The organism is Streptomyces sp. NPDC046931 (assembly GCF_040644655.1).
Classification (GTDB): domain Bacteria; phylum Actinomycetota; class Actinomycetes; order Streptomycetales; family Streptomycetaceae; genus Streptomyces.
Genome location: NZ_JBEYWX010000004.1, coordinates 71442 through 83650, shown reverse-complemented (window position 1 = coordinate 83650; position 12209 = coordinate 71442). Strand labels below are relative to the sequence as shown.

Annotated in this window: 13 protein-coding genes and 1 pseudogene; 7 read left to right on the top strand and 7 right to left on the bottom strand. The window is 71.3% G+C overall.

Annotated features, from left to right (window positions below; all coding sequences use genetic code 11):
• Positions 1 to 141: 141 nt before the first annotated feature.
• The 3 genes and pseudogenes from ABZ876_RS10120 to ABZ876_RS10110 all read left to right on the top strand — a co-directional run.
• Positions 142 to 345 (top strand): annotated as a pseudogene (locus tag ABZ876_RS10120) (transposase); the annotation flags it as partial.
• A gap of 89 nt (positions 346 to 434) precedes the next feature.
• Entirely contained in the window at positions 435 to 1088 is a 654-nt protein-coding gene (locus ABZ876_RS10115) for a class I SAM-dependent methyltransferase (protein WP_361777241.1), read from the top strand.
• An 896-nt stretch (positions 1089 to 1984) separates the two neighbouring features.
• On the top strand, positions 1985 to 2872 hold the full coding sequence (locus ABZ876_RS10110) for a Bax inhibitor-1/YccA family protein (RefSeq protein WP_361777238.1): 888 nt from the start codon (positions 1985 to 1987) through the stop codon (positions 2870 to 2872).
• A 106-nt stretch (positions 2873 to 2978) separates the two neighbouring features.
• Here the strand turns inward: ABZ876_RS10110 and ABZ876_RS10105 are convergent, their stop codons facing one another.
• Entirely contained in the window at positions 2979 to 3206 is a 228-nt protein-coding gene (locus ABZ876_RS10105) for a DUF4287 domain-containing protein (protein WP_361777235.1), read from the bottom strand.
• 101 nt (positions 3207 to 3307) lie between these two features.
• Between ABZ876_RS10105 and ABZ876_RS10100 the strand changes: the two genes are divergently transcribed.
• Positions 3308 to 3619, top strand: a complete 312-nt coding sequence (locus tag ABZ876_RS10100; RefSeq protein WP_361777232.1) for a hypothetical protein — start codon at positions 3308 to 3310, stop codon at positions 3617 to 3619.
• 23 nt (positions 3620 to 3642) lie between these two features.
• Here ABZ876_RS10100 and ABZ876_RS10095 read toward each other — a convergent pair whose 3' ends face one another.
• The 3 genes from ABZ876_RS10095 to ABZ876_RS10085 form a co-directional block, all read right to left on the bottom strand.
• Positions 3643 to 4461, bottom strand: a complete 819-nt coding sequence (locus tag ABZ876_RS10095) for a hypothetical protein (RefSeq protein ID WP_361777229.1) — start codon at positions 4459 to 4461, stop codon at positions 3643 to 3645.
• Between the two features lie 264 nt (positions 4462 to 4725).
• The gene (locus tag ABZ876_RS10090) at positions 4726 to 5943 is read right to left on the bottom strand and encodes an acetyl-CoA C-acetyltransferase (protein ID WP_361777226.1); all 1218 of its coding nucleotides are present in this window, start codon (positions 5941 to 5943) and stop codon (positions 4726 to 4728) included.
• A 233-nt stretch (positions 5944 to 6176) separates the two neighbouring features.
• Complete coding sequence (locus tag ABZ876_RS10085; protein ID WP_361777223.1) at positions 6177 to 7211, bottom strand: SGNH/GDSL hydrolase family protein; 1035 nt, start codon at positions 7209 to 7211, stop codon at positions 6177 to 6179.
• A 176-nt stretch (positions 7212 to 7387) separates the two neighbouring features.
• Here ABZ876_RS10085 and ABZ876_RS10080 point away from each other — a divergent pair, with 176 nt between their 5' ends.
• Positions 7388 to 8776 (top strand): cystathionine beta-synthase, encoded by a 1389-nt coding sequence (locus tag ABZ876_RS10080; protein ID WP_361777220.1) that lies wholly within the window; start codon positions 7388 to 7390, stop codon positions 8774 to 8776.
• Positions 8777 to 9139: 363 nt separating this feature from the next.
• On the opposite strand, the gene ABZ876_RS10075 is transcribed toward ABZ876_RS10080, so the two are convergent.
• The 3 genes from ABZ876_RS10075 to ABZ876_RS10065 form a co-directional block, all read right to left on the bottom strand.
• Positions 9140 to 9562, bottom strand: coding sequence for a hypothetical protein (locus tag ABZ876_RS10075; protein ID WP_361778100.1), 423 nt, complete (start codon positions 9560 to 9562; stop codon positions 9140 to 9142).
• Positions 9563 to 9567: 5 nt separating this feature from the next.
• Positions 9568 to 10092 carry a carbonic anhydrase gene (locus ABZ876_RS10070; protein ID WP_361777218.1) on the bottom strand — a complete coding sequence of 175 codons (525 nt, stop codon included), beginning with the start codon at positions 10090 to 10092 and terminating at the stop codon, positions 9568 to 9570.
• Positions 10093 to 10197: 105 nt separating this feature from the next.
• The gene (locus ABZ876_RS10065) at positions 10198 to 10350 is read right to left on the bottom strand and encodes a hypothetical protein (RefSeq protein WP_361777215.1); all 153 of its coding nucleotides are present in this window, start codon (positions 10348 to 10350) and stop codon (positions 10198 to 10200) included.
• 350 nt (positions 10351 to 10700) lie between these two features.
• Here ABZ876_RS10065 and ABZ876_RS10060 point away from each other — a divergent pair, with 350 nt between their 5' ends.
• Positions 10701 to 11543: a MurR/RpiR family transcriptional regulator gene (locus ABZ876_RS10060; RefSeq protein ID WP_361777212.1), complete on the top strand. Its 843-nt coding sequence runs from the start codon at positions 10701 to 10703 to the stop codon at positions 11541 to 11543.
• An 83-nt stretch (positions 11544 to 11626) separates the two neighbouring features.
• On the top strand, positions 11627 to 12208 hold the full coding sequence (locus ABZ876_RS10055) for a hypothetical protein (protein ID WP_361777209.1): 582 nt from the start codon (positions 11627 to 11629) through the stop codon (positions 12206 to 12208).
• Position 12209: the final 1 nt, after the last annotated feature.

Here is a 12209-nt window from a genome sequence, read left to right as displayed (position 1 = left end):
GCTTGTGATGTAAGGCGCGGGCCACAGTCGGAGCGATTCGACAGTGGCCCGCTGGTCGCACTTCTGGTTGCTGTTGCCCTTCCCGCAGGGCACCGCCGACCTGGTTCACGGCCTCCCGCATCGGCTTGTGCCTGGCATGGCCGCGCCGACGGTTCCAGGGAACTGGTCGCCCTCGCCGACGGCTACCGCGAATCGGCCGACCGGTGGGGCGACTTGATGCAGGACCGCGCCCGCCGGGACATGCGCGCCCCCGTCCCGGCGGTCGGTGACGGCGCCCTCGGCTTCTGGACGGCCCTGGCCGAGGTGTTCCCCGCCACCCGCGAGCGGCGGTGCCGGGTTCGTAAAACGGCCGAAGTCCGCGACCGGCTCGTCGAGCGTCCCACCGCCGTGGCAGCATGATCGGCTTCAGCCACGTCCCCGGGGAGGCGTCCGCCATGTCCGACCTCGACAGCCAGGTTCGCTACTGGGATGCCGCCGTGGCCACGAAGACGTTCACCCACCCGCTCCATCCGTCCTGGCTCGACGGCATCAGCAGGCACGCCGCGATCCTCGACTACGGATGCGGCTACGGCCGCGTCATGGAGGAGCTCGAACAGCACGGCTTCGACAACCTCACGGGCGCCGATATCTCGCCAGGAATGATCAAACGGGCACGCCACCTGCATCCCACCATGCGCTTTGCAGTCCTGGATGCACCACCGCTCTCGCCCTACCCGGCCGCCGGCTTCGACGCGGCCCTGCTCTTCGCCGTGCTGACCTGCGTCCCCGGTGATGAAGCCCAGCGCCGGTTGATCGCCGAGCTGAACCGCATCCTCAAGCCGGGCGGGGTCCTCTACATGAGCGACCTCCTGTTGCAGGACGACGAACGCAACCGCAGCCGCTACAGCCGCTATGCCCACCACTACGGCACCTATGGCGTGTTCGAAACCGGCGACGGCGCCGTCTGCCGCCATCACTCCCGAGAGTGGCTCTCCACCCTGCTGACCGGGTTCGAAACCGTCGACAGCCGGACCATCACGGTGGCCACCATGAACGGGCATGAATCCACGGGGATCCAGATACTGGCCCGCAAGCCCACCGTGACATGAGCGCAGCCGGGATCCACAGGCATGACGATGACTCTGCGCCGTCTCGCTGGGTCCTGTGGAGCGTGACCGATCGGCACCAGGGGCGATCGGTCCGCCGATCATGCTCTGTCGGCGGGCGGAGAGGTCTGGTTTCGGGCGCAGGACGGGTCGCCGGCCCACTGCGGGATGTAAGAGAGCGCCGCCAGGATCTCCAGGTGCTGGGCACGGCCCGCGGCCACCACCCGGTCGAAGCGCTCCACAGGTACTGGCCGGTTTGGCGTCCTGCATCGCTGTGTTCGGCTGAGCGCGCGTCATCCAGGTCAGCGTGTCGCCGTAGGAGAGAGCGAACTGCAGGTCGCCGGTTCGGCCCTGTGTCTTGTACGGCGCCATGGCGGAAGACCGGGATGCACCGATTCCGCCGTCGCCTGGCGTCCGAGAGGTGGCGAAGCCACCGCCGTCGTACCACGACTCCGCCGCTGGGACACCCGCGAAGCCTGAGCGCGACCGACAAGATGCGGCGAGATTGTGCCGTACTCGTGATCGAACAGGTTGGGCGTGTCGCCGAAGTGCGCCCAAAGCCGCCGATGGCAGGTACGCACTGCTCGCCGGCCATCGCCGCCACCGTCTCGGTGTGCCCCCGATCACACGGCGGTCGCGGCCGTTCGGGCGTCACCCGGACGCCCCACTCCCGCGTCGCCCGTCGGGGTGATGGAGGGTCCCTGGGTTGATCAGCGGCCGGTCTCGACTCTGTTCCGGCTCGGTCATGGATGGGACGGTTCCGTGCGGGGAATCACAGAGGTGCGTAGCGTGTTGCGCGCAAGGGCGAGGGAAAGATCCTCCTCAAGCACTAGGGTCATTCCTTTGCCTACCTATTACTCTTGAGCCAAGGCCACGCAGGGTGGCCATGGAGGAGTGAAATGAGGAGCAGCAACCCGGTCTTCTCGCGACGGGGGTTCAGCCGCGACAACGGCTACGCGGGCTTCAACACCGCGCCGCAGGCCGGGGGAGCCCCCGTGGGCACGCAGGGCAACCCGTACGCGCAGAACCCGTATGCGGGCGGCAACCCCTACGCGCAGAACCCTTACGCCCAGCAGACCCAGTACGGCGCCCCGCCGCAGGCCCCGGCCACCACCGGCCGTATGACGATGGACGACGTCGTCATGCGCTCGGCGATGACGCTCGGCACGGTCGCCGTCGGCGCGATCCTCGCCTGGGTGCTGCTGCCGGTCTCGTCCACCAGCTACGGCCTCGCGATCGGCTCCGCCCTGATCGCGTTCGTGCTGGCGATGGTGCAGTCCTTCAAGCGCACCCCCTCGCCCGCGCTCATCCTGGGATACGCCGCCTTCGAGGGCGTCTTCCTCGGTGTCATCAGCGAGATGTACAACTCGCAGTGGTCCGGCGCGCCCTTCCAGGCGGTGCTCGGCACCATGGCGGTCTCCGGCGCCACCCTGCTCGTCTACAAGGCGGGCTGGATCCGTGTCACCGCGCGGTACGCCCGCATCGGCATGGCCATCGCCATCGCGTTCGTCCTGGTGATGGCGGTCAACCTGCTGCTGGTCGCCTTCGGCGCCGCCCCCGACGGCGGGCTGCGCAGCATGGGCCCGCTGGGCGCGCTCGTCGGCATCATCGCCATCCTGCTCGGCGCGTTCTTCCTGACCCTCGACTTCAAGCAGATCGAGGACGGCATCGCCTACGGTGCGCCGCGCGAGGAGGCCTGGCTGGCCGCGTTCGGCCTGACCATGACCCTCGTGTGGATCTACGTGGAGATGCTGCGGCTGGTCGCGATCTTCAGCAGTAACGACTAGTCACGCCCGGGGCGCCGGATCCCGAGCGTCCCGGATGTGCCGAAGGGCCCGCGAGCCACGGTTCGCGGGCCCTTCGCCGTGTGGTGTCCGGTTCGGTGGTGCGCGCTCAGGCGAGTTTGCGCGCGGCCCTCCTCAGGTCGTACTCGTGAATGATCGCTTTGGCGTGGCCGTACGCGAGATTGTGCTCGTGCCGGAGCCAGCTGACCTTCTCCTCGAAGCAGAGAGCAGGGCCTTCGGCGACAGTGCGAAGCCAGTCGGACACTTCACGACCGGTGCAGTGGGGGATGCGGGCGAGCAGATTGCGATGGGTCTCCTCGGAGAAGACTTGGGACATCGGCGCCTCCGGACGCATTCGATGAAGCCGGTCCTTCAGGTCACCGTGCCTGAGTGTTCGCCTGTTGGCAACAGTGCCGCGGCGACGCGTAGTCTCGCGGCGTGCTTGATACGACGCCTTTGACCCGGGCAGTGGATCACTTCGCCGACCGGCTGCGGGCCGCTCCCCAGAGCCGGCTTCAACGGGGAGCCGCGGCCGAGGCGCTCGGCCTGGCAAGGGAGTTGGCGCGCCGCGCCCAGCTCCTGGAGGACCCCTCGGCCGAGCCCCGCGAGATGCCGGACGCGGGCATGTTCGCCGCCGCCGACCAGATCACGGTCGCCGCACACGATCTCGCAGTCGTCCTTGGCGACGAGGAGGAACTGGCCCAGGCCGTGGCGCTCGTGCAGGAGGCCCAGCAACGCGCCGGAGTCTGAGGCGTGGACTCCCGGCGCGGTGGTCACAGGGACGCGATGACGCGGTCCGCCAGGATGTAGACGCTCTCGTCGCCGCACTCGAACGTCAGCGCGTACGCCCCCGAGATGCCCGAGCCGCCGAGCAGGACCGGGGCATGGCCGGCCGTCACGGCCGCGGCCAGGCGCTCGGCGGTCTCGCGGTGCCCCGGGGTCATGCACAGCGTCGTGCCGTCCGCGAAGACGTAGACGTCGAGGGTCCCCAGCGGGCCCGGGCGCACGTCGGCGAGTTCGGTACGGGCGGCGGCCAGTTCCTCCAGCCGGGCGACCGTGCGCTCGTGGTCGCCCACGACGGGGGAGGAGGCCGGGACGAAGTCGGGGTGCGAGGGGTGCCGGCGACGGGCGGCGGCCAGTTCCGGTGAGTCGCCCGCGAAGCCGTCGTCCGTGGAGGCGCCACGGACGAACTCGTTCTCCTCGAGGGAGGGTTCTGCCACCGGCTCCAGGCTTTCGTGCTCCAGGCCCGCGAAGTCCGACTGACGGGGCAGGAACAGCTCGCTGTCGGGCAGGCCGAACAGGGAGGGGGCGTCGGCGATGTCCCGGGCCTCCTGGGCGGCCCAGAAGGCACGCGCCTCGGCCAGTTCGCGCTCCCGCTCCTCGGCGAGAGCCTCCGCCACGGCGGCGCGTATCTCCTCCGCGTCCGCGGCGGAGCGGGCGGCCGGCACCAGGCCGTGCGCCTGCGCGGCGCGGCTCTCGGTGAGCTCGCTGCGCAGGGCCACGACCTGTCGGCGCAGCGCCCGCACGCTGCACAGGACGGCGACGCCCACGCCCGCGGTGGCGGTCGTGGTGAGCAGCAGAGCAATCGGCATGGCGCTCACTGACGTACTCCCGGTTCAAGGTCGGCCCCCGACTTCCTAACATCAGCTTGAAGGGTGGACTAACCAGCTGTCAGTGCGTAACGTCACGAAACGGACAAGAACCGAGTGTCGAGACCTCCCCCGGAAGCGGCTCTGACCTGCATAGACCTCTTCCGGAGGGAGATAGGTCACATCCTGGGGGAGATTGGATCACAAAACGGCCCGGAGCCCTGAGGGAACAGGGGCTCCGGGCCGTGGCGCTGGGGTGCGGCGCGGTCAGCTCAGGCGCTCGATGACCATGGCCATGCCCTGGCCGCCGCCGACGCACATCGTCTCCAGGCCGAACTGCTTGTCGTGCCACTGGAGCGAGTTGATCAGCGTGCCGGTGATACGGGCGCCGGTCATGCCGAAGGGGTGTCCGATGGCGATGGCACCGCCGTTGACGTTCAGCTTGTCCAGCGGGATGCCGAGGTCGCGGTAGGAAGGGATCACCTGGGCGGCGAAGGCCTCGTTGATCTCGACGAGGTCGATGTCGTCGATGGTGAGGCCGGCCCGCCGCAGTGCCTGGTTGCTGGCCTCGACGGGGCCGTAGCCCATGATCTCGGGGGAGAGCCCGGAGACACCGGTGGAGACGATCCGGGCGAGCGGCGTGAGCCCCAGCTCACGGGCCTTGGTGTCGCTCATGATGATCACGGCCGCGGCGCCGTCGTTCAGCGGGCAGCAGTTGCCGGCGGTGACGCGGCCGTCGGGGCGGAAGACGGGCTTCAGGCCGGCCACGCCCTCCAGGGTCACGCCGGGGCGCGGACCGTCGTCCTTGCTGACGACCGTCCCGTCGGGGAGCGTCACCGGGGTGATCTCGCGCTCCCAGAAGCCCTTGGCGATGGCCTGCTCGGCGAGGTTCTGCGAGCGGACGCCGAACTCGTCCATCTCCTCGCGGGTGACGCCCTTCAGCCGGGCGAGGTTCTCGGCGGTCTGGCCCATCGCGATGTACGGGTCGGGCAGCAGGCCGTCCTCGCGCGGGTCGTGCCAGTCGGTGCCCTCGGACTCGGCGACGGCGACGGTGCGTGCCTCGGCCTCGGCGAAGAGGGGGTTGTGGGTGCCCGGGATGTCCGAGGTGCCGTTGGCGCTGCGGCTGACCGTCTCGACGCCCGCGGAGATGAAGACGTCGCCCTCGCCGGCCTTGATGGCGTGCAGGGCCATGCGGGAGGTCTGGAGGGAGGAGGAGCAGTACCGGGTGATGGTGCAGCCCGGGAGGTGGTCCATGCCCATCTGCACGGCGACGATGCGGCCGAGGTTGTGCCCCTGCTCGCCGCCCGGGAGGCCGCAGCCGAGCATCAGGTCGTCGATGTCCCTGGGGTCCAGCGAGGGGACCTTGTCCAGGGCCGCCTGGATGATCGTCGCGGTCAGGTCGTCCGGGCGGAGGTCCTTCAGAGAGCCCTTGAAGGCGCGGCCGATGGGAGAGCGGGCGGTCGAGACGATGACGGCTTCGGGCATCACGGCTCCATTGCACGAGGGGAGGCAGGGCTGTGGGGGAAGTTACCCCTACGTAGGGTGGAGGTCACGGGCGTTGGGGTGTGACTCCGGCCGCACTTTTCTAAGCGCTTGCTTTTCTCCGGCCGCGGGCGCTCGAGAGGGCGCGGGGCCGGGGGCGCAGACGGTCCCTCACGGAAGCCTGCGTTCCGGGGCCGGGACAGTCGAGCCGGGCCCCGGGAGGGTGCGGTGGCCCGTCAGGCCGTTGGTTCCGGCTCCGGGGCCGGGGTCGCGTCCGGGGTCGGCAGACGCCGGCGGCGACGCCGCTTGAGGAGGGCCCAGGGGCCCCGGGGGCCCGTCGGCAGGGCGGCCGCGACCTCGGTGCCCGCCTCCGAGGCCGCCTCCGCCGCCGCACGGGCCACCGGCAGGAAGCCCTCCCGGCGGGACGCGTCGGGGCGTTCCTCCTCCGCCGGCCACAGGCCCAGGGCCGCGCAGACCGTCGGCAGGACCGCCATCGCCGCCGTGGCATAGCCCTCCGCCGAGGGGTGGTAGTTGTCGGGGCCGAAGAGTTCACGCGGGTTCGCCTCGAACTCCGGGCCCAGCAGGTCGCCCAGCGACACCGTGCGGCCGCCCTGCTCGACGACGCCGATCGTCTGCGCCGCGGCCAGCTGACGGCAGGCCCGGCGGGCCAGCCAGCGCAGCGGCTGCTGGACGGGCTCGATGGTCCCGAGGTCGGGGCAGGTGCCCACCACGACCTCCGCGCCCGCCGTGCGCAGCCGGCGCACGGCGGCCGACAGATGGCGCACCGAGCGCGTGGGCGGCATGCGGTGTGTCACATCGTTCGCGCCGACCATGATCACGCAGATGTCGGGGACCGGGTCCGGGCCCTCCAGCGCCGACGTCACCTGACGGTCGAGGTCGTCCGACTGCGCCCCGGGAAGAGCCACCACCCGCAGCTCCACCGGGCGTTCCGCCACCGCCGCGAGTCCCGAGGCCAGCAGTGCTCCCGGTGTCTGGCGAAAGCGGCGCACGCCCTGTCCCGCGGCCGTGGAGTCACCGAGCATCATCAGCCTCAGCGGCGGTCCGTCCACACCGGCGTAGCCCCGTCCGTACAGTCCGTCCGCGCTCGGCGGCCGGGGGCTGTGCCCGTTGCCCACCTGGCGCTTGGCCAGCTGCACCTCCGCGAGCAGCAGCCCGACGGCGGCCGCCCCGACCAGGCCGATTCCGCCGCCGCCGTACGCCGCGCCCGCCGCGATGCGCCGGGCCACCCTCGCCCTCGACATGCTCGACATCCGTCGCCGCCACCTCCTCGAAGCCATACATCCACTGCTTGCCCCGTACACACCGTCGTCCAATCTCAACGGCGCGTGAACTGGCACGACGTCCACGGCGGACCGTCCTGGCGCGGGAGCGCTTACGCTGGCGGGACCATCACGACCACTTTTTTTGCAAGCAACCGGAGACAACGGTGCAATTCCACGACTCGATGATCAGCCTGGTCGGCAACACCCCGCTGGTCAGGCTCAACCGGGTGGCCGCCGGGATCCAGGCGACCGTCCTCGCGAAGGTCGAGTACTTCAACCCCGGCGGTTCCGTGAAGGACCGCATCGCCCTGCGCATGATCGAGGCGGCCGAGCAGAGCGGCGAGCTCAAGCCCGGCGGCACGATCGTCGAGCCGACCAGCGGCAACACGGGCGTCGGACTCGCGATCGTGGCCCAGCAGAAGGGCTACAAGTGCATCTTCGTGTGCCCCGACAAGGTCTCCACGGACAAGATCAACGTTCTGCGTGCGTACGGCGCCGAAGTGGTGGTGTGCCCGACGGCGGTGGCCCCGGAGCACCCGGACTCGTACTACAACGTCTCCGACCGGCTCGTCCGGGAGATCCCCGGGGCGTGGAAGCCGGACCAGTACTCCAACCCCAACAACCCCCTTTCGCACTATCACTCGACCGGCCCCGAGCTGTGGGAGCAGACGGAGGGGAAGATCACCCATTTCGTCGCGGGCGTCGGCACGGGCGGCACCATTTCCGGTACCGGTCGCTACCTGAAGGACGTCAGCGACGGCCGGGTGGAGGTCATCGGCGCCGACCCCGAGGGCTCGGTGTACTCGGGCGGCTCCGGGCGGCCGTATCTCGTCGAGGGCGTCGGTGAGGACTTCTGGCCGTCCGCGTACGACCGGACCGTCGCCGACGAGATCGTCGCCGTGTCCGACAAGGACTCCTTCCAGATGACCCGGCGGCTGGCGAAGGAGGAGGGCCTGCTGGTCGGCGGCTCCTGCGGCATGGCCGTCGTGGCCGCGCTGGAGGTCGCCGAGCGGCTGGGGCCGGACGATGTCGTGGTCGTGCTGCTGCCGGACAGTGGCCGTGGCTACCTCAGCAAGATCTTCAACGACGAGTGGATGGCCGACTACGGTTTCCTGGAGGACGCCGGCCCGAGCGCCCGCGTCGCGGATGTGCTGAGCGACAAGGAGGGCGGCATCCCCTCCCTCGTCCACATGCACCCCGACGAGACGGTCGGCCAGGCCATCGAGGTGCTGCGCGAGTACGGCGTCTCGCAGATGCCGATCGTGAAGCCGGGCGCCGGTCACCCCGACGTCATGGCGGCGGAGGTCGTGGGCTCCGTCGTGGAGCGCGAGCTGCTGGACGCGCTGTTCACCAAGCGGGCCTCCCTGGACGACCCGCTGGAGAAGCACATGTCGGCGCCGCTGCCGCAGGTCGGCTCCGGCGAGCCGGTCGAGGATCTGATGTCCGTGCTGGGTACGGCCGACGCGGCGATCGTCCTCGTCGAGGGCAAGCCGACCGGTGTGGTCAGCCGTCAGGACCTGCTGGCGTTCCTGGCCAAGGGCGGAAAGCAGTAGAGAACGTCCGGTGAACCGGGCGTGTCGGCGGCGAACGTGCGGTGACGCCCGGGGGCGGGGCTTTCCGGAAGTGGTACGAGCGCGTCATGTCCGCGCAGCACCCGCTTAACACGCATCCGGCACATTGGTGGGTGTCGGCAGGGCGGGAGCGGCTCCCCGCCCGGACCGGCAACCGAAACGGCGCCAAGGACCTCCGGAGCGGCTCCCGGACCTCCATGGACGCCAAGGACGCGCAAGCCCGGCCTGACCCGGCCCGCGTCCCTCGCGGGGACCGCCGTCGTCCCGCCCCCCGGCAACGGGGGTGCGGCGGTCCCCGCGCATCTCTTTTCCGGCCGCCCCCGTCGTCAGTCGTCCCCTCCGCCGTCAGTCGTCCCAGCCGTCGGCTCCCGGGGACCGGTGGCGGCGGAACAGACCGGGAGTGGTGCGGGCGGCCTGGACGGCGTTGACCCCGACGATGCCCACCCAGGCGACCAGCAGGCCCGGCAGATGGCCCAGGCTGCCGCCGATCGCCGAGAGAGGTATCGCCAGCACCAGCGAGACGATGCCGAAGCCGAAGCGCTCGCCCCAGGAGTCCGTCGCCTGCGGGGACCGCGCGTCGCGCGCCGCCACCATCTGCTGCTCGGCCAGGTGTCTGCGCAGGCGGCGGTCGACCGCGCCGTCGATGCGCCGGTCGACCTTCTCGAGGAACGACTCGACCAGCGCCGGCTCGTACTCCTCGCCCAGTTCCCTGCGGGCCCGCAGGGTGGCGTCGAGTTCCTTCTCGAGGTCGGCGCCCCGCGCATCCATTCCCGTCATGCGCACCACGTTAGGGATCCGGAACGCCCGCGGCACTGGGGAAAGCCCCCCTCTTGGGGGTGAGGTCCGCCGGCAGCACCCCGCGGGGCTCCCGTCCGGGCCGCCGGGCCGCCCCAAGCAGCAGGGAGATCATTCCCGTGTCGGGATCGAACGTGCCGCCGCCACCCGCGCCGGCCCGAAGGCCGGGTCCGCGCGGATCGCGTTGCGTACCCAGGAGGCGTGCGCCCGGACCGTGTGGTCCAGCCAGTCGCCTGGCAGCACCCGGGTCCGGTGGGCGGCGGGAGCGATCTCGTCACCAGCAGCCGCAGATGGCCGGGCACCGGCGCACCCGAGCGGAGGAGGTCGAGCGTCGCCGCCACCGCTCCGCACCGCTCGTGGCCGAGCACGAGTACCAGCGGGATGCGCAGCTCCTCGACCCCGTACTGGAGGGAGCCGAGCACCGCCTCCTCGAGGACCTGGCCGGCCGTCCTGACGCACAGCAGGTCCCCGAGCCCCTGGTCGAAGACCAGCTCGGGCGGCACCCGGGAGTCGATGCAGCCGAGAACCGCCGCGAAGGGACGCCGCCCGGCGGCCAGGGCGCGCCGCCGGGCATGTTCCTCGTGCGGGTGGCGGGGCCGGCCGGAGGCTTATCTGCGGTTGCCCGTCAGCAGTTCGGCGAGCGCGTCCGGGGCGGTGACCGGCGGGTGAGGAGCCGCGTCGCGAGCGGGCGGCGCGGCGGGGGCGCCGGACAGTGCGCCCACGGCCGCGGCCGTCGGAAGGGCCCCGCGCTCCAAGACCATGACGCTTGCTCAGGGGCGTACGGTCCTCGGACGAGGAGGAGCGCCGCGCTCACCGGGGGCGTTGAACGCGGCGCAGGTGCACCGTACGCATGCGCGTGGTCACTGTGAGTGCCGGTTTGATGGCGCTTGGTTGATTCGTCGTCGGATCATCGCCGCTCCGATACCGCGGCTTGATCATCAGCCGGAGCATCCGTCCTCATGCCCCGGAGTGCGCGCCGTGCGACGGCGGATGCCCCCCGCTTGCATATCGCCATGCAGATTTCTTGGTGTTTGAATAGGTGGACATGACCCGGGAACAGGGGCCCCGGACGCGCAACGCCGCACGCGAACATCTTGAGGGGGAGCACGTAATGAGCGTGACCGACAGTCCTGCGGCACGGTTGCAGGCGCTCTTCGAGGGACACCGGCTCACGCCGACCCAGCGGCGGATCGCGCACAGCATGGTGCGGCGCGCCGCCGACGTGCCCTTCCTGTCCAGCGTGGAGCTGGCCGAACTCGCCGGGGTCAGCCAGCCGTCGGTCACCCGGTTCGCGGTCGCCCTCGGCTTCGACGGCTACCCGGCGCTGCGCAAGCACCTGCGCGAGGTCGCGCCCGCGGAACAGACTTCGGACCCGCGTGTGTACAACGCGTACCAGCAGGCCGTCGAGGCCGAGATCGAGAACCTGAAGCACCTGGCCGAGCTGCTGGCCGACCCCCAGCCCGTGCAGAAGGCCGGACGGATCCTCGCCGCGTCCCGCCCGCTGCCCGTGCTCGGCCTGCGGGCCGCGGCCTCCCAGGCGTACGGCTTCACGTACTTCGCCGCCAAGGTCCACCCGGACGTACGGCTGCTCCACGAGGGCGGCACGATGCTGAACGACCGCATCGACGCGGCCGTACGGGCCGGTGCGAGCGCCCTGCTGTGCTTCGCGCTGCCCCGGCATCCGCGCGAGGTCGTGGACGCCCTCGGGTACGCCCGGCAGGCGGGTCTGACGGTGGTCACGGTCGCCGACTCGGCCTTCGCGCCGGTGGCCAAGGTCTCGGACCTGCTGCTGCCGGCCGCCGTGGGCACGGGGCTCGCCTTCGACACGGCCTGCGCGCCGATGCTGCTCGGCCGGGTCCTGCTCGAGGCGATGTGCGACGACCTGCCGGACGCCCAGGCGCGCCTCGAGGAATTCGACGTGCGGGCGGCGTCCCGGGGGCTGTTCGTCGAGTAGGCCGGCTTTTTCAGACTCGTCTCACATTGGCCCGTTAGCCTGCGCGCACCAAGGCGCTGAACCGGGTGAGACAGGAGGCTGAGGTGGCGCGCGGAGGTCAGGGACTTGCACGGGTGGCCGTCGTCGTACGGGCCGGAGCCGCACCGCTGTGGTGGTTCGGGGTGCTCGCGGCCGGTATCGGGGTTCTGGTACCCGGAGTGACGGGGCGCCGGATCGGCGTCATGGCCGGGGCGGGGCTGTTCGTCATCGCCGCGGCCGTGGTCGTGTACGCGCGCCGCAAGCGGTACACCGCTCTGGCTCGTGGCGCCGCCCGCGCCGGAAAGTACGACGTGCTCCAGGACCGCGCGGTCACCGTCCGGACCTGGCGGCGCGGCCACCGCTGGTGGCTGCTCGCCGCCTTCGCCGCCGCGCTCGCCGGCTCCTTCGCGGTGCCCGCCGCCGGCGGGATGCTGCTTGCCGGAACGGGCGCCGGGCTGCGGCTGAAGGCCGCCTGGCTCGGCCGCCGCGAGCGCGCCGACGACGCACTGCTGTGGGTGCGCGTCGACTGGCTCGGCCGCGGCGGCGCCCCCGCCGGCAAACCGGTCAAGGGCTACCGCAGCACCGGCATCGCGGCCGGCGACGCGGCCCCGGGCGGGGCGCGCCGCCGTACCGCGGAGCTGGTGTAGC

Coding starts and splice junctions, on each gene's coding strand:
- ABZ876_RS10115 (WP_361777241.1), top strand. CDS start 435: ATGTCCGACCTCGACAGCCAGGTTCGCTACTGGGATGCCGCCGTGGCC.
- ABZ876_RS10110 (WP_361777238.1), top strand. CDS start 1,985: ATGAGGAGCAGCAACCCGGTCTTCTCGCGACGGGGGTTCAGCCGCGAC.
- ABZ876_RS10105 (WP_361777235.1), bottom strand. CDS start 3,206: ATGTCCCAAGTCTTCTCCGAGGAGACCCATCGCAATCTGCTCGCCCGC.
- ABZ876_RS10095 (WP_361777229.1), bottom strand. CDS start 4,461: ATGCCGATTGCTCTGCTGCTCACCACGACCGCCACCGCGGGCGTGGGC.
- ABZ876_RS10090 (WP_361777226.1), bottom strand. CDS start 5,943: ATGCCCGAAGCCGTCATCGTCTCGACCGCCCGCTCTCCCATCGGCCGC.
- ABZ876_RS10085 (WP_361777223.1), bottom strand. CDS start 7,211: ATGTCGAGCATGTCGAGGGCGAGGGTGGCCCGGCGCATCGCGGCGGGC.
- ABZ876_RS10075 (WP_361778100.1), bottom strand. CDS start 9,562: ATGGATGCGCGGGGCGCCGACCTCGAGAAGGAACTCGACGCCACCCTG.
- ABZ876_RS10065 (WP_361777215.1), bottom strand. CDS start 10,350: ATGGTCTTGGAGCGCGGGGCCCTTCCGACGGCCGCGGCCGTGGGCGCA.
- ABZ876_RS10060 (WP_361777212.1), top strand. CDS start 10,701: ATGAGCGTGACCGACAGTCCTGCGGCACGGTTGCAGGCGCTCTTCGAG.